Here is an 18545-nt window from a genome sequence, read left to right as displayed (position 1 = left end):
GACTCTGTCCGCGATTCGCCTGACGCCGGCCTTGCCGGCGGAATCGCGGATGAATCCGCTCCTACCATAACCGGCGGGCACGGCTTCTCGTAGGAGCGAGCTTGCTCGCGAACCGCATGGCACCGCGTTTGTTCGCGAGCAAGCTCGCTCCTACGAAGAGCTTGCGGCGGCCTCCTGCTGGCGCTTGTACCAGCGCCGGTAGGCGTTCACCCCCGCGCGCACCGAGCTGAACACCAGCGGCGGCTTCAGTTCGCCCAACTGGCCGGAGCGCTCCATCATCGCCAGGGTTTCCCGCGGCACCCGCGCCAGGGACAGGTGCACCTCCTGCGCCGCCAGGGTCTGCTGCACCTCGCGCAGCACCGTCAGGCCGCTGACGTCCAGGTTCAGCACGCCCTCGGCGTTGAGCAGCACGGCGCGCGGCGCCTTGGTCTCGGCCACCACCTGCAGCAGGCGCTGCTTGAAGTAGTCGGCGTTGAAGAACAGCAGCGGCGCGTCGAAGCGGTAGATCACCAGGCCCGGCAGGGTGTGCGCCTGCGGGTAGCGGCTCAGCTCGACCTGGCCGTCGATGCCGTGGACCCAGCCGAGCACCGCGTCGCTCGGTTTGTAGGTCAGGTACAGCAGGCGCAGCAGGGCGATGACGATGGCCACGAAGATGCCCGGCAGCACGCCGACGCTGAGCACCCCGACGGTGGTCAGCAGGCACAGGCCGAACTCGAAGCGCGACAGGCGCCAGAAGCCCTTCAGCGCGCTGAAGTCGATCAGGCCCCAGCCGGCCATCAGCAGCACCGCGCCCAGGGCCGGCATGGGAATCCAGCCCAGCGGCGCGCTGAACAGCACCAATGCCAGACCGATGACCAAGGCGGCGACTATGCTGACCATCTGCGTCTGGCCGCCGACCATGTCATTGACCGCGGTGCGCGAGTCGGCGCCGCTGATGACGAAGCCCTGGGACACCCCGGCGCCGATGTTGGCCACGCCTAGGGCGACCATCTCGCGGCTGGCGTCGATGCTGTAGCCGTGGCGCGCGGCGAAGCTGCGGGCGGTGAGCATGGCGCTGCAGAAGCTGACGATGGTGATGCCCAGGGCGTCGCGGAACAGGTTGCCCATCTCCTGCACGCTGGTGCGCGGCCAGCTCAGCTCCGGCAGGCCCTGGGGCACCGCGCCGAGCAGGGCGATGCCGTAGCGGTCCAGGCCCAGCGCGACGCTGGCCAGGGTGGCGAACAGCACGCCGACCAGGGCGCCGGGAATCTTCGGGTAGCGCCGCGGCAGCAGGACCATCAGCAGCAGGGTGGCCACGCCCAGGGCGAGGGTCGGCAAGTGCGTGCTGCCGAGGTTGCGCAGCAATGCCAGCAGGCCGGCGAGGAAGCCGCTGGTCTCGGTGTGGTAGCCCAGCAGCTTGCCCAACTGGCCGGCGATCAGGCTCAGGCCGATGCCATTGAGGTAGCCCACCAGAGTCGGCCGCGACAGGAAGCTGGCGATGAAGCCGGCGCGCACCAGGCCGCCGACGATGGACAGCAGGCCGACCATCACCGCGACGATCATCGACAGTTGCAGCAGGCGCTGCGGGTCGCCCGCCGCCAGCGGGGTGATGGCCGCCGCGACCATGGCCGCGGTGGCGGCGTCAGGGCCGACCATCAGTTGTTTCGAACTGCCGACCAGGGCGTAGATCAGCATCGGCAGGATGCAGGCGTAGAGCCCGACCTGGGCCGGGAAGCCGATGATCTGGGCATAGGCGATGGCGGTGGGAATCTGGATGGCCGCCACCGACAGGCCGGCGAGGACGTCCGGGCGCAGCCAGGCGGAGCGGTAGTGCAGCAGGTTGTCCAGGCCGGGCAGCCAGCGGGTGAGGGGCATGGGTGTCTTCCGTGAAGCGTCGGGGCTGAAGCTTAGCCACAGTGTAGGGCCGCGGCTTGCCCGGCGTCAGTGCCTGGCATAGGAAGACGAAGGATTTCGAGAGGGCAGTAGGAGGACGGTGCCGGGATGCTTTTCGTAGGATGGGTTGAGTTTGCGAAACCCATGCGGTGCTGGCGATGGGTATCGCTTCGCTCAACCCATCCTACGTCAGTGTTTCTCCTGCACCTGTAGGAGCGGGCCCTGCCCGCGATTCGCGCCCAGGGGGCGCTCCTGCAGGGTGTCGCAAAGCCTTCAGAGCTTGAGGATGAGCTTGCCGAAGTTCTCCCCGCTGAATAGCTTGAGCACCGTCTGCGGGAAGGTCTGCAGGCCTTCGACGATATCTTCCCTGGACTTCAGCTTGCCCTCGGCCAGCCAGCCGGCCATCTCGCGCATGGCTTCGGGGAAGCGGTTGGCGTAGTCCATCACCACCATGCCTTCCATGCGTGCGCGGTTGACCAGCAGCGACAGGTAGTTGGCCGGGCCCTTCACCGCCTGCTTGTTGTTGTACTGGCTGATGGCGCCGCAGATCACGATGCGCGCCTTGGGCGCCAGGCGCGCCAGGCAGGCGTCGAGGATGTCGCCGCCGACGTTGTCGAAGAACACGTCGATGCCGTTGGGGCAGCAGCGCTTCAGGCCCAGGGCGAGGTCCTCGTTCTTGTAGTCGACGGCGCCGTCGAAGCCCAGTTCCTCCACCAGGTAGCGGCACTTGTCCTCGCCGCCGGCGATGCCGATCACGTTGCAGCCCTTGATCTTGGCGATCTGCCCGACCACGCTGCCCACCGCGCCGGCCGCGGCGGAAACCACTACGGTCTCGCCGGCCTTGGGCAGGCCGACGTCGAGCAGGCCGAAGTAGGCGGTCATGCCGGTCATGCCCAGGGCCGAGAGGTACAGCGGCAGCGGCGCGCGGTTCGCGTCGACCTTGTAGAAGCCCCTGGGCTCGCCGAGGAAGTAGTCCTGCACGCCGAGGGCGCCGTTGACATGGTCGCCGACGACGAAGGCCGGGTTGTTCGAGGCCACCACCTGGCCCACGCCGAGGGCGCGCATCACCTCGCCCAGGCCCACCGGCGGAATGTAGGACTTGGCGTCGTTGAGCCAGCCGCGCATGGCCGGGTCCAGCGACAGGTACAGGTTGCGCACCAGCACCTGGCCCGGGCCGGGCTCGCCGAGCGGGGTTTCCTGGTAGCGGAAGGTGTCCTGGTCGATGGCGCCCTGGGGGCGCTGGGCGAGCACGAACTGGCGGTTGAGCGGGGCGGTCATGGCAGTGGCCTCGGGGAGGGGAAAACCTAGGGATAGTCCGCGGCGGCGGCGTCGGCAAGCTGCCGCCGACCACGAGAATGCCCGGTTATCCATGTAAATGATCCAGGCGCGAGGCATTCATCACCCGCGCGGATAATGCGAGCTACAGCGGCCTGATAGTGCTTTGCCCGCGGCGGGCGCTGGCTAGACTCGTACGATTCTCCATCCGTTCGAGGACAGTCCATGAGTCAGCTGCTTTCCGGCCAGGTCGCCCTGGTCACCGGCGCCGCCGCCGGCATCGGCCGCGCCACCGCCCAGGCCTTCGCCCACGAGGGCATCAAGGTGGTGGTTTCCGACGTCGACGCCGCCGGCGGCGAGGCCACCGCCGAGCTGATCCGCGCCGCCGGCGGCGAAGCGCGTTTCATCCGCTGCGACGTGACCCGCGACGCCGAGGTCCAGGCGCTGGTCGCCGCCACGGTGGAGGCCTACGGCCGCCTGGACTACGCCTTCAACAACGCCGGCATCGAGATCGAGCAGGGCCGGCTGGCCGAGGGCAAGGAAAGCGAGTTCGACGCCATCATGGGGGTGAACGTCAAGGGCGTCTGGCTGTGCATGAAGCACCAGATCCCGGTGATGCTCGCCCAGGGCGGCGGCGCCATCGTCAACACCGCCTCGGTGGCCGGCCTGGGCGCGGCGCCGAAGATGAGCATCTACGCCGCCTCCAAGCACGCGGTGATCGGCCTGACCAAGTCGGCGGCCGTGGAATACGCGAAGAAGAAGGTGCGCATCAACGCCGTGTGCCCGGCGGTGATCGACACCGACATGTTCCGCCGCGCCTACGAGGCCGACCCGAAGAAGGCCGAGTTCGCCGCCGCCATGCACCCGGTGGGCCGCGTCGGCAAGGTCGAGGAGATCGCCGCGGCGGTGCTCTACCTGTGCAGCGACAACGCCGGCTTCACCACCGGCATCGCGCTGCCGGTGGATGGCGGGCACACCGCGGTCTGAGGCTCAGTGCCTGGCCAGGCGCTGCGCCAGGCCGCTGTGGCGGATCACCCACTTCTCCAGCTCGGCGCCGAGGAACACCAGCAGCCCGGCGCCCAGCGCCCGTAGCCATTCGGCCGGGCTCAGGCCCCTGGAGCCGAAGATCTCCTGCATCCAGGGCGCGTAGGTGAAGGCCAGCTGCAGCGGGATGCACGCGGCGATGGCCAGCAGCACCCAGCGGTTGCCGAACAGGCCCTCGCGGTTGAGCACCGAGCCGAAGATCGAGCGGCTGTTGATCAGGTAGAACATCTCCGCGATCACCACCGCGTTGACCGCCATGGTCCGCGCCGACTCGATGCCGGTGCCGCGCTGCAGCTCCCAGAGGAACAGGCCGAAGGCGCCGAGCATCATCAGCAGCGCCACCATCAGCACGCGCCAGACGAAGAACCCGGAAAGCAGGGCGTTGCCCGGCGGCCGCGGGCTGCGGCGCATGATGTCGCGCTCGGCCGGCTCGAAGGCCAGGGCCAGGCCCAGGGTGCTGGAGGTGACCATGTTGATCCACAGCACCTGCGCCGGCGTCAGCGGCAGGCCCAGGCCGAGGAACAGCGCGGCGATCACCACCAGCGCCTCGCCGCCATTGGTCGGCAGCATGAACAGGATGAATTTCTTCAGGTTGTCGTAGACCGCTCGGCCCTCGCGCACGGCGCTGGCGATGCTGGCGAAGTTGTCGTCGGCCAGCACCACGTCGGCGGCCTCGCGCGCCGCCTCGGTGCCCTTGCGGCCCATGGCCACGCCGACCTCGGCGCGCTTGAGCGCCGGGGCGTCGTTGACGCCGTCGCCGGTCATCGCCACCACCTGGCCGTCCTCCTGCAGGGCCTGCACCAGGCGCAGCTTGTGCTCGGGGCTGGCGCGGGCGAACACGTCCACCTCCAGGGCCACGCGGCGCAGCTCGGCGTCGTCCATCAACGCCACCTCGGCGCCGGTCACCGCCGGGCGGCCGACGCCGATGCCCAGCCGGGCGCCGATGGCGCGGGCGGTCTCGGCATGGTCGCCGGTGATCATCTTGACGCGGATGCCGGCCTGCTGGCAGTGCGCCACGGCGGCGATGGCCTCGGCCCGCGGCGGGTCGATCAGGCCCACCAGGGCCAGCAGGGTGAAGCCTTCGGCGACGTCGTCGAAGTTCAGTTGCGCGCCCTGCGGCGCCGCCTGCCTCGCGGCCAGGGCCAGCAGGCGCAGGCCGCGGGCGGCGGTGTCGGTGGCCATGCGCCGCCAGTAGTCCGGGTCCAGCGGCGCCGCGCCGGCATCGGTGAGCTGCGTCGAGCACATTTCGAGGATGCGCTCCGGCGCGCCCTTGACCAGTATCCACGGGCGGCCTTCGGCGTCCTGGTGGCTGCTGGCCATGAAGCGGTGCTGCGACTCGAAGGGAATGCTGTCCAGCCGCGGCCAGTCCCGGGCGCAGGTTTCCTGGGGCAGCCCGGCCTTGGCGCCGAGCACCAGCAGCGCGCCTTCGGTGGGGTCGCCCTCGATGCTCCACTGGCCGGCGTCCTCGCGCAGCTGGGCGTCGTTGCACAGCACCCCGGCGCGGATCGCCTGCAGCAGCGCCGGTTGCGTGTCCGGCTGCACGGCTCGGCCATCGATGCTGAAACCGCCCTCGGGGACGTAGCCGACGCCTTCTACTTCGTACACCCGCTCGGCGCAGACCAGGCGCTGCACGGTCATTTCGTTGCAGGTCAGGGTGCCGGTCTTGTCCGAGCAGATCACCGTCACCGAGCCCAGCGTCTCCACCGCTGGCAGGCGCCGCACGATGGCGCGCTGGCGGGCCATGCGCTGCACGCCCAGGGCGAGGGTCACGGTCATGATCGCCGGCAGCCCCTCGGGGATGGCCGAGGCCACCAGGGCCACCACCATCATGAACATCTGCTCCGGCGTCTCGCCCAGCCACAGGGTGCCGAGCAGGAACACCAGGGCGCCGATGCCGAGGATGACCATGGCCAGGATGCGGCCGAAGCGGTCGATCTGCCGCAGCAGCGGGGTGGTCAGGTTCTCCACGCTGCTGAGCATCTGGTTGATGCGCCCCAGCTCGGTGTCCGCCCCGGTACCTACCACCAGGCCGCGGGCCTGGCCGTAGACCACCAGGGTGCCGGAGTAGGCCATGCCGTAGCGGTCGCCCAGGGGCGCGTCGGCGGCCACCGCTTGCGCGCTCTTCTCCACCGGCAGGGATTCGCCGGTCAACGCCGCCTCGTCGACACGCAGCTCCTTGCCGCCGAGCAGGCGCAGGTCGGCTGGCACGCGGTCGCCGGAGGCCAGCAGCACCAGGTCGCCGGGGACCAGGGCGGCGGCGTCGATCTGCTGGCGCTTGCCCTGGCGCACCACGGTGGCGGTGGAGGAGAGCATGCCGCGGATGGCGTCCAGCGCCGATTCGGCCTTGCCTTCCTGGATGAAGCCGATCACCGCGTTGATCAGCACCGCGCCCAGCAGCACCGCAGTGTCCACCCAGTGGCCGAGCAGCGCGGTGACGAGCGCGGCGGCGAGCATCACGTAGAGCAGGATGTTGTGGAACTGCAGCAGCAGGCGCAGCAGCGGGCCGCGCCGGCGCGGCGGCGCCAGGCGGTTCTCGCCGTATTGCTGGCGGCGGCTTTGCACCTCGGCCTCGTCGAGGCCGCCGGGGCCGCTGCGCAGGCGGGCCTGGACCTCGTCGCTGGCGAGGCTGTGCCAGGGCGTGGCGCTGGCGTCGGAGTGGGAAACGCGGCGTCGGCTCATGCAAGGCTCCTGTCGGATGGGGCAGGGGTGAGCTACAGCATGGACAGGCGGGCGTCCGCCGGGCTTGACCTGGAACAGCGCAGGCGACCGGCGCCCTCCCAGTGTTTTGCATTCTGTTACAGCAGGAACCTGTTTTGGCCGGCAGGGACAGTTACAAAGGCCACACTGGTAGGAAGAATCGGCCTACGGCGGCGTCAGACCGCCCCTTCGCGTGCTGCAGGAGAATCACAAGAATGACCGCCAGCCCCTTGCTTACCCTGTTCCTCCCCGTGGCCCTGGGCATCATCATGCTCGGCCTCGGGCTATCCCTGACCCTAGCCGACTTCGCCCGTGTCGTGCGTTATCCCAAGCCGGTGCTCATCGGCCTGGTGTGCCAGATCATCCTGCTGCCGCTTGCCTGCTTCCTGATCACCCTCGGCTTCGCCCTGGAAGCGGCGCTGGCGGTGGGCATGATGCTGCTGGCCGCATCCCCCGGCGGCACCACGGCCAACCTCTACAGCCACCTGGCCCACGGCGACGTGGCGCTGAACATCACCCTGACCGCGGTGAACTCGGTGATCGCCATCTTCACCATGCCGCTGATCGTCAACCTGTCGCTGCTGTACTTCATGGACGAGGGCCAGGCCATCCCGCTGCAGTTCGGCAAGGTGTTGCAGGTATTCGTCATCGTCCTCGGTCCGGTGGCCATCGGCATGCTGGTGCGGCGCCTGCTGCCGGCGCTGGCGGCGGCCCTGGAGAAACCGGTGAAGATTCTTTCGGCGCTGCTGCTGGCGGTGATCATCGTCATCGCTGTGAGCAAGGACTGGCAGACCTTCGTCACCTACGCCCCGGTGGTGGGCGCGGCGGCGCTGTGCTTCAACCTGGCGAGCCTGGCCGTGGGCTACTGGGTGCCGCGCCTGCTGCGGCTGTCGCGCCCGCAGTCGATCGCCATCGGCATGGAGATCGGCATCCACAACGGCACCCTGGCCATCGCCCTGGCCCTGAGCCCGATGCTGCTGAACAACCACACCATGGCGATCCCGGCGGCGATCTATGGGGTGCTGATGTTCTTCACGGCGGGGGCGTTCGGGTGGTGGGTCAGTCGCGGGGTGAAGAAGGGGGTGGCGGGGGAAGTGGTGGTTTGAGGGGGTTGTCGTTCGCTGGATATTTCGGTGTCTGGGGTTGGCTCCGTTCCCTCTCCCTAACCCTCGGCTGCGCGCCCCCGCCCTGAAGGGAGAGGGGACCGTTCGGCGTGCGTGGGTACTCCACAGTTAGCCGGCAAGCGCGAAGTATCCGGCGTAGGCCATTCTCCCCGTTGGCACGGACAAGCCCCCTCTCCCTTCAGGGCGGGGCGCGCAGCCGAGGGCTGGGGAGAGGGGCTCTCGCCCAACCCCTGAACCTTCCTCATCAAATCGCCCGACGCCAATTCAACACCAACTGCGTAACCAACCCCGCCACCAGCCCCCAGAAAGCCGACCCCACGGAAAACAGCGTGAAACCCGAAGCAGTCACCAGGAACGTAACCATGGCCGCCTCGCGCTGGCGGGCCTCGGCCATGGCGTTGCTCAGGCCGTTGGTGATCGAGCCGAGCAGCGCCAGGGCGGCTATGGACAGCACCAGCGCCTTGGGCAGGGCCGCGAACAGCGCCGCCAGGGTGGCGCCGAAGATGCCCGCCACGCCGTAGAAGACCCCGCACCAGAGCGCCGCGGTGTAGCGCTTGTGCGGGTTCTCGTGGGCTTCCGGGCCGGTGCAGATGGCCGCGCTGATGGCCGCCAGGTTGATGCCGTGGGAGCCGAACGGCGCCAGCAGCAGCGAGGCGATGCCGGTGCTGGAGATCAGCGGCGAGGCCGGCACCTGGTAGCCGTCGGCGCGCAGCACGGCCAGGCCCGGCATGTTCTGCGAGGCCATGGCGACGATGAACAGCGGGATGCCGATGCTGATGGTGGCGGCCAGGGAGAAGCTCGGCGTGGTCCACACCGGTTTCGCCAGCTCCAGCTGGAAGTGGCTGAAGTTCAGCAGGCCCAGGGCGCCGGCCAGGGCCACGCCCACCAGCAGCGCGACGAACACCGCGTAGCGCGGCGACAGGCGCTTGGCCAGCAGGTAGCTGAGGAACATCGCCGCCACCAGCAGCGTCTGCTGCTCGGCCGCGCGGCAGATCTCGATGCAGATGCGGAACAACACCCCGGCCAGCAGGGCCGAGGCCAGCGAACCGGGCACCTGGCGCATCAGGCGGTCGAAGCTGCCGGTGACGCCGCACAGGGTGATCAGCCCGGCACAGACGATGAAGGCGCCGATGGCCTCCGAGTAGGGCACGCCCGGCAGGCTGCTGATCAGCAGCGCGGCGCCGGGGGTGGACCAGGCGATGACGATGGGCGTGCGGTAGCGCAGGGTCAGGCCGATGGTGGTCAGCGCCATGCCGATGGACAGCGCCCAGATCCACGAGGAAATCTGCGCGTTGCTCAGCCCGGCGGCCTGGCCGGCCTGGAACATCAGCACCAGCGAGCTGGTGTAGCCGGTGAGCATGGCGACGAAGCCGGCCACCACGGCGGCGGGGGAGGAGTCGGCGAAGGGGCGCAGGCGCGCGCTGGTCGAATCGGTCATGCGGGGGTGATGTCCACGAACAGGGGGTAGAGGGAGGCTACCAGCAGCAGGGCCATGCCGATATTGAACACGCGGCGCCGCGCCGGCTGTTCCAGCCAGTGCCGCAGGCAGCTGCCGAGCACCGTCCAGACGCCGACGCTGGGCAGGTTGACCACGGCGAACAGCACCGCGATCAGCAGCACGTTGCCGGCGAAGCCCTGCTGCGGGGTATAGGTGGTGATGGCGCCGATGGCCATGATCCAGGCCTTGGGGTTGACCCACTGGAAGGCCGCCGCCTGCAGGAAGCTGAACGGCTTGCCGCTGCCGCGCCCGTTGGCCTGCGGCGCGCCGGCGCGGGCGATGCCCCAGGCCAGGTACAGCAGGTAGGCCGCGCCCAGGTAGCGCAGCGCCTGGTAGGTGAAGGGGAAGGCGTGGAACAGCTGGTCCAGCCCCAGGCCCACGGCGACCACCAGCAGCAGGAAGCCGATGCTGATGCCGAGCATGTGCGGGACGGTGCGGCGCACGCCGAAGTTCACCCCGGAGGCCAGCAGCATCATGTTGTTCGGCCCGGGCGTGATGGAGGTGACGAAGGCGAAGCCGATGAAGGCGGCCAGGAGTTCGAGGGGCATGGCGGCACGCGTCTTGTGGTTTTTCCGCAGCCTAACCCCCGGCCTGCGGGCTGTCGCGTAACAGCCAGGGGCGGATCGGGCCGTACAGTGGCGCGCCCGGCGTGCTGTGGATATGGTGGGCAGGTCGCAGTCGTGGAGTCCCGCCATGGACCACAACCCCTATGCCGCGCCCAAGGTCGAGCTGATCGAGGCGCGCACCCCGGCCAGCCTCGCCGGCGGCCGCTGGAGCCCCGGTCACCTGCGCCTGCTGGCCTGGCTGAGCCTGGCGCTGCTGCTGGCGCAGAGCGTGCTGTTCGGCCTGTCGTTCCTCGGCGGCACCGGGCGCGGCGACGCCCTGGACAGTTACAGCCTGTGGCTGGGCGTGCTCTGCACGCTGCTCGGCTGCTACCTCAGCTGGCGCGCCACGCAGTTCCTGGTCGAGCGCTTCGGTGCCCGCGGCATGGCCTGGCCGCTGTGGCTGTCCATCGGTCTGGCGCTGGTGATCCAGGCCTACGCGGTGATCTTCGACGCCCAGCTCGACGGCACGCCCAACGCCGCCCTGGCCGGCTTCATGGCGCTGTTCCTGCCCAGCGGCCTGGTGGGCCTGTGGTATGGCGTGCGGGTGCTGAAGATCGGCCTGCCGTACCCCTCGGTGAAGGTGCTGGGCTGGCTCGACGTGCTCTCGGGCGTGTGCATGGCCAGCATCCTGCTGTTCATCCCCGGCACCGTCCTGGCCGCCGCGGCGCTGCTGCCGCTGGCGCTGATGTTCCTGCGCGGCGCGCGGGAGCTGGAGGGCGGCGCTCAGGTTTCCTGAAGCGACTGCGCCAGGGCCTGGTTGACCGCCAGCCAGCCGTGCACCGCCTCTTCGCCTGCCTCGGCGAAGGCGCGCTGCAGCAGGCGCGCCTGCTCGTTGCGCAGGGCCCGTTCCAGCCTGGCGCCCTCGGTGGTGAGGCTGAGCAGGCGCTTGCGCTTGTCGGCCGGCGAGGCTTCGCTGCGGATCAGCTGCATCTCCTGCAATTGCCGCAGCGGCATGTTCAGCGCCTGCTTGCTCACGCCCAGGGTGGCCAGCAGCTCCTTCACGCTCAACCCGCTCTGGCGCGCGACGAAGAACAGGATGCGGTGGTGCACCCGGCCCAGGCCGCGGCGGGCGAGGATCTCGTCCGGCTTGGCGGTGAACGCCCGGTAGCTGAAGTAAAAGGCTTGCATGGCTTCCGACCAGGTGTCGGAGGGCAGAAGGTCAGGCATATTGACGTATCCGTTCGGCCGTCGTAGCTTCGGTCAACCAGTTTGATCCATTTGCTCCTGCCTCCGCTACCGGTGACCCCATGGCCTTCTCCGAACGCATCGCCCGCCTGAAAAGCTCCCTGATCCGTGAAATCCTCGCTGCGGCGCAACGTCCGGAGGTGATGTCCTTCGCCGGCGGCCTGCCGGCCGAACCCATGCTGCCCAAGGTGGAATGGGCGGACATGCCGGCCAGCATGGGCCAGTACGGCATGAGCGAGGGCGAGCCGGCCCTGCGCGAGGCCATCGCCGCCGAAGCGCGGGCCCTGGGCGTGCCCTGCGATGCCAGCCAGGTGCTGATCGTCAGCGGTTCGCAGCAGACCCTCGACCTTGCCAGCAAGCTGTTCATCGACCCGGGCACCGAGGTGTTGCTCGAGGCGCCGACCTACCTGGCCGCGCTGCAGGCCTTCCAGCTGTTCGGCGCCGACTGCGTGACCGTGCCGCTGGGCGCCGAGGGCCCGGACGTGGCCGCCCTGCGCCAGCGCCTGGAGCGGCACAAGCCGGCCTTCGCCTACCTCATCCCGACCTTCCAGAATCCGTCCGGCGTGCGCTACAGCGAAGAACGCCGCGACGAAGTGGCGGCGCTGCTCGACGAGTTCGGCGTGACCTTGATCGAAGACGAACCCTACCGCGAGCTGGTGTTCGACGCCGGCAGCGCCACCCCGCTGGTCAGCCGCCTGAAGAAGGCCAGCTGGATCTACACCGGCACCGTCTCCAAGACCCTGCTGCCCGGCCTGCGCGTGGGCTTCCTGATCGCCACCCCGGACCTGTTCCCGCACCTGCTGCGCCTGAAGCAGTCGGCCGACCTGCACACCAACCGCATCGGCCAGTGGCAGGCCCTGCAGTGGTTCGGCACCGAGGCCTACCGTGGCCACCTGGCCGAACTGCGCGACTTCTACCGCATCCGCCGCGACGCCATGCAGGTCCAACTGGAAGAACACTTCGCCGACCTGGCCGAGTGGAACGTGCCCCAGGGCGGGCTGTTCTTCTGGCTGACCCTGAAGCAGCCGCTGGACACCCGCGGCCTGCTGGACGAGGCCCTGCAGCAGAACGTGGCCTTCATGCCCGGCGAACCCTTCTTCACCGACCCCGATGCCAACCCCGGCCACCTGCGCCTGAACTTCAGCCACGTGGCGCCGGAGCGCCTGGGCGAGGGCCTGCGCCGCCTGGCCACGGTGATCCGCGAAGCGCAAGCGGCCCAATCTGCCTGAGGAGGCGCCATGTACACCGTCTACGGCGACCGGTTGTCCGGCAACTGCTACAAGGTCAAGCTGGTCCTGCACCTGCTCGGCCTGCCGTACCAATGGCAGGACGTCGATATCCTCAAGGGCGAGACGCAGACCCCGGAATTCCTGGCCAAGAACCCCAACGGCAAGGTGCCGGTGCTGGAACTGGAGGACGGCAGCTGCCTGTGGGAATCCAACGCCATCCTCAACTTCCTCGCCGACGGCAGCGAGCTGCTGCCGAAGGAACCGCGCCTGCGCACCCAGGTGCTGCAGTGGCAGTTCTTCGAGCAGTACAGCCACGAGCCCTACGTGGCGGTGGCGCGTTTCATCCAGTTCTACCTGAAGATGCCGGACGAGCGCCGCGCCGAGTACGAGGACTGCCTGAAGGGCGGCTACAAGGCCCTGGACGTGATGGAGCAGCAACTGGCGCGCACGCCCTACCTGGTGGGCGACAGCTACTCCATCGCCGACATCACCCTGTACGCCTACACCCACGTGGCGCACCAGGGCGGTTTCGACCTCTCCGGCTACCCGGCGATCAATGCCTGGATGGCGCGCGTCGCGGCACACCCGCGGCATGTCGGCATGCTCGACTGAGCGTCCCTAGGTGTCAGAAGAAGCCCGCCATCGCGCGGGCTTTTTCGTATTCGTGCGCTCTGGCTCGCAGTTTAAGGGCCTTCCCATTGACGGGCATCATGGCGCGCGCCGTTTCGCCTCCCTACCCTGGACCCAGCCAACAATAGAGCAGTAGCCGGGCCGCGGCGGCGGAAATGCCGGCGGCCGGTGGGGGAGGTAAAGATGGCCTATCTGGTCTGGCAGGATGACCTGAACACCGGCATCCAGGTGATCGACAACCAGCACAAGCGAATCGTCGAGATGATCAACCAGTTGCACGAGGCCCAGGGCACGCTGGACAAGGCGCGGGTCGGCGAGGTGATCGAGGAGCTGGTGGACTATACCCAGTCGCACTTCGCCTTCGAGGAAACCTTGCTGGAAGACTCCGGCTACCAGTTCACCCGCGCCCACAAGAAGGTCCACGAACTCTTCATCAAGCGCGTTTCCGACTACCGCCTGCGCTTCGCCGCCGGCGAGGACGTCGCCGAGGAACTCAAGGGGCTGCTCGGGCGCTGGCTGTTCACCCACATCCGCAACGACGACGCCAACTACGTGGAGTCGGTCAAGGCCAGCATGCACGAGCTGACCCACGACCAGAGCCACGGCGGCTGGCTGTCGCGCTCGATGAAGCGCTTCTTCGGCTGACGCCGGCGGGCGAAACCGCAGCGGCCATCTATGCTCAGTCCAGAACAAGAAGGGACGACATGGAGGACCCTGCATGAAACGCCTGTTCAGTGCGCTGCTGTTCTGCCTCGCCTGCCTGACCCCGCTGCACCTGCCGGCCGCCACCAGCACAGCGGCCGACGCCGCCCAGGCCCAGCGGGCCCGGCAACTGCTGGAGAAGGCCGTGGCCTACTACCGCCAGGAGGGCGACAAGGCCTTCGCCGCGTTCAGCCGCCAGGGCGAGTTCGTCGACAACGAGCTGTACGTCTACGTCGTCGACAGCAAGGGCGTGATGCTGGCCAGCGGCGGCCCCTCGGTGGTGCTGATCGGCCGCGACGTCTCGCAACTGCTCGACCCGAACATGCGCACGCAGTTCGCCAAGGCCCTCAAGGCGCCGGAGAACGGCAAGGTGCAGGAAACCGAATACCGCTGGAAGAACTGGGCCGACGGCCGCGTCGAGCGCAAGCACACCTACTACCAGCGCATAGGCGACCGCTTCCTGGCGGTGGGCTACTACATCCCGCGCGCCGACGCCCGCCAGGCCGAGGCCATGCTGCAGAAGACGGCCAAGGCGGTGGAAGGGGCGCCGGAAGCGACCTTCAAGCGCATCAACGACCTCGACAAGGCCTTCATCGAGGATGACCTCTACGCCTTCGTGGTCGACATGGACACCGGCAAGTTCGTCGCCCACGGCTACAACACGCGAATGGTCGGCACCGACTTCGCCAGCCTCAAGGACCCGGCCGGCAACGCAATCGGCCAGGCCATGCTGGCGCTGGCGAAAAGCAAGGGCGAAGGGCAGTTCGACTACCAGTGGCGCAACCCGGTGACCGGCAAGGTGGAGAACAAGCATGCCCTGCTGCGCAAGAGCGGGCATTACCTGGTGGCGGTGGGGTACTACACGGCGGGGGGGTGAGTCCGCCAGGGGCTATTCGTGCCATCGGGGTGTCCGGCGCGCTCGGCGAATCCAATCGCGGACAAAGTCCGCTCCTACGCCCGAGCTTCCCAGGCCGCACCGAGGTGTTCTTCGTAGGATGGGTTGAGCCTGCGAAGCCCATGCGGTGGCGGTGATGGATATCGCTTCGCTCAACCCATCCTGCGGGGCATTGTATTTGCCGGAGGTTGTAGGAGCGGACTCCGTCCGCGATTATCCCCGGCCGCGCGGAACCCTCCGGCGGCATGGACTCCCCGACCCCCCAAAGAAAAACCGGCCCCACAGGCCGGTTTTCCATCCCCGCAAGCGACCTCAGCGAATCAGGCTGAGGAACTCGCTACGGGTAGCGGCGTTCTCGCGGAACTCGCCGAGCATCACCGAGGTGACCATGGAGGAGTTCTGCTTCTCCACGCCACGCATCATCATGCACATGTGCTTGGCCTCAATGACCACCGCCACGCCCAGGGCGCCGGTGACCTGCTGCACGGCCTCGGCGATCTGCCGGGACATGTTCTCCTGGATCTGCAGGCGGCGGGCGTACATGTCGACGATGCGCGCCACCTTGGACAGGCCCAGCACCTTGCCGTTGGGGATGTAGGCCACGTGGGCCTTGCCGATGAAGGGCAGCAGGTGGTGCTCGCACAGCGAGTACAGCTCGATGTCCTTGACCAGCACCATCTCGCTGTTGTCGGAGCTGAACAGCGCGCCGTTGACGATCTCGTCCAGCGTCTGCTGGTAGCCGCGGCAGAGGTACTGCATGGCCTTGGCGGCGCGCTTGGGCGTGTCGAGCAGGCCTTCGCGGGTGACGTCCTCGCCGAGCTGGCTGAGGATCTGCGAGTAGTTTTGTTCCAGGGACATGTTCTACCTGTTGGGACTCGTTGAAGCGCAGAGGCGCAGGGTAGGGCGCGCGTGGCGTGCTGGCAAGGGCGCGGTGCGCCAGCGGGAGCGACGGATTACTCGTCGCGCCCCTCCAGCATGGTGCGGCGCAGCATCACGTAGAGCGAGCCGGTGCCGCCGTGGCGCGGCAGGGCCGAGGTGAAGCCCAGGACCTGCGGGTGCTGGCGCAGCCAGGTGTTGACGTGGCTCTTGAGCAGCGGCCGGCGACCGTCGGTGCGCGCCGCCTTGCCGTGGGTGACGCGCACGCAGCGCACCTCCAGGCGGGTGGCCTCGGCGAGGAAGTCCCAGAGCAGCTCGCGGGCCTTCTCGATGTTCATGCCGTGCAGGTCTAGGCTGCCCTCGAAGCCGATCTGGCCGGCCTTGAGCTTGCGCATCTGGCCTTCCTGCACGCCGTCGCGGGCCCAGTACAGCTCGTCCTCGGCGCCGACGTCGATGACGAACAGGTCGGACAGCCCGTCGACGCGCTGGTTTTCCACCTTCGTCGCGGCGTTCTGCTGGCGCAGCTTGACCTGCTGGCGGTCGGCCTTGGGCTTGCCGGTGTCGGCCTGGTCCACCTGGATGCGCTTGACGCCGCGCATCTCGTTGGCGAACAGGGAAAAATCGTCGTCTTGCATGGAGCCTCCGCGAAGAGGCGGCATTCTAGCGGATCGCGGGCGCTTTGCGGCAAGCCGCTCAGCCGCGCTTCTTCATCAGCCGCGGCGACAGGCTGAGGCCGTCGCCACGCCGCGCGCGGCGCCGCGCCAGGCGCCAGAACAGCACGCCCAGCCACAGGGCGAGCAGGCCGATCACCAGCAGTACCGCGCCGGCTGCCGGTTCGATGTGCATGACTCCCGCCGCCGGCTGCCGGCGCAGCAAGGCCGCGCCGCCGGCCAGGGCGCCGAGCACGCCGAACGCGGCGATCAGCGCGGCCACGGCGGCCACGAAACGCCAGCGCCAGCGGCCCGGTCGCTTCGGGCGTAGCGTGCGTGGATCGAAACTGTCGGACATCTTCATCCCGGCTTCCTCATCTGCTGAACGAGGCTATGACCGGTGTCGGCGGGAGGGGGTTCCGCCCCCACAGGGAATGCCTGGCCCGCCCGTCCGGCGCGTGCCCGCTGGATGTGTCGCCTTACAGCCTAATAGCTGCGGCGGCAGCTTGCCGCCGCAGCGGGACGGACGGCGCTCAGATCAGCGCCTGGGCCTCGCCGACCACGGCGGCGAAGTTGTCGCCCAGGGCGGCCATTTCCGCGTGGTGCAGGTCGCGCGCCGAGAGCACGCCGCCATCCGGGGTGGGGATGTCGCGGGTGGCGCAGGCGGCGGTGACCAGGGTGCAGCGGTAGCCGTAGTCCTTGGCTGCGCGCACGGTGGTGCTGATGCTCGAATGGGTCATGAAGCCGCAGACGATGATGTCCAGCCGGCCGTTGTGCTGCAGGCGGTCGTGCAGTTCGGTGCCGGAGAAGGCGTTGGGCAGGCGCTTCTCCACCACCACCTCGCCGGGCAGCGGTGCCAGTTCGGGCAGGAACTGCCCGCGCGGGCCCTGCGGGTCGAGCAGGCCGCCGTGGATGCCCAGGTGGCGCACGTGGACGATCGGGGTGCCCTGGCTGCGCGCGGCATCCAGCAGTTGGCGGATCTGCGCGACCGCCGGTTCCAGGCCGGGCAGGGCGAGGACGCCGCTGCGGTACTCTTCCTGGGCGTCGATGATCAGCAGCGTGCTCTGGCGGAGGGTGGCGGGCGGATAGCCGCGTCCGCTGATCTTCAGCATGCTGAGCGGTTGAGACATGACGAACTCCTATGATGCGTATGCCACCATTGTGGTCTGTTCCGCGGGCGCTGTGAATCTATGCGAAACCCGCGCAAAGTGGTATTGACCCCCTCGACGCCGGTATGCGCCCGCGGCAGGCCGCCTTGGGCTAGAATGCCGGCCTTTTTGCCCGCCGCGAGGACCCTGCGCCGTGACCGAATCCCGTTTGCTGACCCTTCGAGACCATATCCGCTGGGCGGTCAGCCGCTTCCATGCCGAGGGGCTGTACTTCGGACATGGCACCGACAACGCCTGGGACGATGCCCGCCTGCTGGTGCTCGGCGCGCTGCACCTGCCGTGGGAAATGGCCGATGCGTACCTGGATTGCCGCCTCGAGGACGACGAGCGCGAGCAGCTGCGCGAACTGCTGCGCCGGCGCATCGAGGAGCGCGTGCCCACCGCCTACCTGCTGGGCGAGGCCTGGTTCTGCGGCCTGCCGTTCGTGGTCGACGAGCGCGTGCTGGTGCCGCGTTCGCCCATCGCCGAGCTGATCCAGCAACGCTTCGAGCCCTGGCTGGCGGCGGAGCCGGCGCGCATCCTCGACCTGTGCACCGGCTCGGGCTGCATCGGTATCGCCTGCGCCTACGAATTCCTCCAGGCGGAAGTGGTGCTGGCCGACCTGTCCTTCGATGCCCTGGAAGTGGCCAACGTCAACATCGAGCGCTACGAACTGGGCGAGCGCGTCTACACCGTGCAGGGCGACGGCTTCGCCGGCCTGCCGGGGCAGCGCTTCGACCTGATCGTCTCCAACCCGCCCTACGTCGACGCCGAGGACTTCGCCGACATGCCGGCCGAGTACCAGCACGAGCCGGAACTGGGCCTGGCCTGCGGCCACGATGGCCTGGACCTGGTGCGGCGCATGCTCGCCGAGGCCGCCGACCACCTGACCGAACAGGGCACCCTGATCGTCGAAGTGGGCAACAGCCAGGTGCACGTCGAGGCGTTGTACCCGGAGGTGGACTTCACCTGGCTGGAATTCCGCCACGGCGGGCACGGCGTGTTCCTGCTGTCGGCGGCGCAGTGCCGGGAGCACCAGGCGCTGTTCCGCTCGCGGGTGAACTGAGGCGCCGCGGGCCCTGCCCGCGATTTCGCGCGCAGGGCGCGCTCCTACA

Annotated in this window: 18 protein-coding genes; 8 read left to right on the top strand and 10 right to left on the bottom strand. The window is 68.8% G+C overall.

The genetic code is table 11. The annotated features are described in order from the left end of the window. Positions 1-150: 150 nt before the first annotated feature. The gene (locus tag BM060_RS27175) at positions 151-1854 is read right to left on the bottom strand and encodes a SulP family inorganic anion transporter (protein ID WP_074984876.1); all 1704 of its coding nucleotides are present in this window, start codon (positions 1852-1854) and stop codon (positions 151-153) included. Positions 1855-2145: 291 nt separating this feature from the next. After that, entirely contained in the window at positions 2146-3150 is a 1005-nt protein-coding gene (locus BM060_RS27170) for an NADP-dependent oxidoreductase (protein ID WP_074984874.1), read from the bottom strand. 222 nt (positions 3151-3372) lie between these two features. Between BM060_RS27170 and BM060_RS27165 the strand changes: the two genes are divergently transcribed. Then, a complete protein-coding gene (locus BM060_RS27165; protein ID WP_074984872.1) occupies positions 3373-4134 on the top strand; it encodes an SDR family oxidoreductase in 762 nt (253 codons plus the stop codon). 3 nt (positions 4135-4137) lie between these two features. Here the strand turns inward: BM060_RS27165 and BM060_RS27160 are convergent, their stop codons facing one another. Then, positions 4138-6870 carry a cation-transporting P-type ATPase gene (locus BM060_RS27160; RefSeq protein WP_074984870.1) on the bottom strand — a complete coding sequence of 911 codons (2733 nt, stop codon included), beginning with the start codon at positions 6868-6870 and terminating at the stop codon, positions 4138-4140. Positions 6871-7103: 233 nt separating this feature from the next. Between BM060_RS27160 and BM060_RS27155 the strand changes: the two genes are divergently transcribed. Then, a complete protein-coding gene (locus BM060_RS27155) occupies positions 7104-7994 on the top strand; it encodes a bile acid:sodium symporter family protein (RefSeq protein ID WP_074984868.1) in 891 nt (296 codons plus the stop codon). Between the two features lie 262 nt (positions 7995-8256). Here the strand turns inward: BM060_RS27155 and BM060_RS27150 are convergent, their stop codons facing one another. Together BM060_RS27150 and BM060_RS27145 are read right to left on the bottom strand one after the other, a co-directional pair. Beyond that, a complete protein-coding gene (locus BM060_RS27150; RefSeq protein WP_043314276.1) occupies positions 8257-9450 on the bottom strand; it encodes a benzoate/H(+) symporter BenE family transporter in 1194 nt (397 codons plus the stop codon). Continuing rightward, positions 9447-10058 carry a LysE family translocator gene (locus tag BM060_RS27145; protein WP_009618608.1) on the bottom strand — a complete coding sequence of 204 codons (612 nt, stop codon included), beginning with the start codon at positions 10056-10058 and terminating at the stop codon, positions 9447-9449. The genes BM060_RS27150 and BM060_RS27145 overlap by 4 nt, the downstream gene beginning before the upstream one ends. Before the next feature lie 145 nt (positions 10059-10203). Between BM060_RS27145 and BM060_RS27140 the strand changes: the two genes are divergently transcribed. Continuing rightward, positions 10204-10851: a hypothetical protein gene (locus BM060_RS27140; RefSeq protein ID WP_009618610.1), complete on the top strand. Its 648-nt coding sequence runs from the start codon at positions 10204-10206 to the stop codon at positions 10849-10851. On the opposite strand, the gene BM060_RS27135 is transcribed toward BM060_RS27140, so the two are convergent. After that, a complete protein-coding gene (locus BM060_RS27135) occupies positions 10839-11282 on the bottom strand; it encodes a MarR family winged helix-turn-helix transcriptional regulator (RefSeq protein WP_074984866.1) in 444 nt (147 codons plus the stop codon). The two genes, BM060_RS27140 and BM060_RS27135, sit on opposite strands and share 13 nt — an antisense overlap. A gap of 80 nt (positions 11283-11362) precedes the next feature. On the opposite strand from BM060_RS27135, the gene BM060_RS27130 reads away from it, so the two are divergent. From BM060_RS27130 to BM060_RS27115, 4 genes are all read left to right on the top strand, one after another. After that, positions 11363-12529 carry an aminotransferase-like domain-containing protein gene (locus tag BM060_RS27130; RefSeq protein ID WP_074984863.1) on the top strand — a complete coding sequence of 389 codons (1167 nt, stop codon included), beginning with the start codon at positions 11363-11365 and terminating at the stop codon, positions 12527-12529. A 9-nt stretch (positions 12530-12538) separates the two neighbouring features. Next, a complete protein-coding gene (locus BM060_RS27125) occupies positions 12539-13141 on the top strand; it encodes a glutathione S-transferase family protein (protein WP_058072299.1) in 603 nt (200 codons plus the stop codon). 201 nt (positions 13142-13342) lie between these two features. Then, complete coding sequence (locus BM060_RS27120) at positions 13343-13804, top strand: bacteriohemerythrin (RefSeq protein ID WP_009618618.1); 462 nt, start codon at positions 13343-13345, stop codon at positions 13802-13804. Positions 13805-13877: 73 nt separating this feature from the next. After that, complete coding sequence (locus tag BM060_RS27115; protein ID WP_074984861.1) at positions 13878-14738, top strand: cache domain-containing protein; 861 nt, start codon at positions 13878-13880, stop codon at positions 14736-14738. A gap of 330 nt (positions 14739-15068) precedes the next feature. On the opposite strand, the gene folE is transcribed toward BM060_RS27115, so the two are convergent. The 4 genes from folE to BM060_RS27095 all read right to left on the bottom strand — a co-directional run bounded on the left by folE (position 15069) and on the right by BM060_RS27095 (position 17412). After that, a complete protein-coding gene (folE, locus tag BM060_RS27110; RefSeq protein WP_009618627.1) occupies positions 15069-15614 on the bottom strand; it encodes a GTP cyclohydrolase I FolE in 546 nt (181 codons plus the stop codon). Between the two features lie 95 nt (positions 15615-15709). Next, complete coding sequence (locus BM060_RS27105; protein ID WP_074984859.1) at positions 15710-16267, bottom strand: Smr/MutS family protein; 558 nt, start codon at positions 16265-16267, stop codon at positions 15710-15712. Positions 16268-16325: 58 nt separating this feature from the next. Beyond that, the gene (locus BM060_RS27100; protein ID WP_009618630.1) at positions 16326-16646 is read right to left on the bottom strand and encodes a hypothetical protein; all 321 of its coding nucleotides are present in this window, start codon (positions 16644-16646) and stop codon (positions 16326-16328) included. Between the two features lie 169 nt (positions 16647-16815). Continuing rightward, a complete protein-coding gene (locus BM060_RS27095) occupies positions 16816-17412 on the bottom strand; it encodes a cysteine hydrolase family protein (RefSeq protein ID WP_009618632.1) in 597 nt (198 codons plus the stop codon). Positions 17413-17584: 172 nt separating this feature from the next. Between BM060_RS27095 and prmB the strand changes: the two genes are divergently transcribed. Then, positions 17585-18496, top strand: a complete 912-nt coding sequence (gene prmB, locus BM060_RS27090; protein WP_074984856.1) for a 50S ribosomal protein L3 N(5)-glutamine methyltransferase — start codon at positions 17585-17587, stop codon at positions 18494-18496. Positions 18497-18545 lie beyond the last annotated feature (49 nt).

It is taken from the genome of Pseudomonas citronellolis (assembly GCF_900112375.1).
GTDB classification, from domain to species: domain Bacteria; phylum Pseudomonadota; class Gammaproteobacteria; order Pseudomonadales; family Pseudomonadaceae; genus Pseudomonas; species Pseudomonas citronellolis.
The sequence above is the reverse complement of the archived record's forward strand: the minus strand, read 5'-3'. Positions and strand labels throughout refer to the sequence as shown.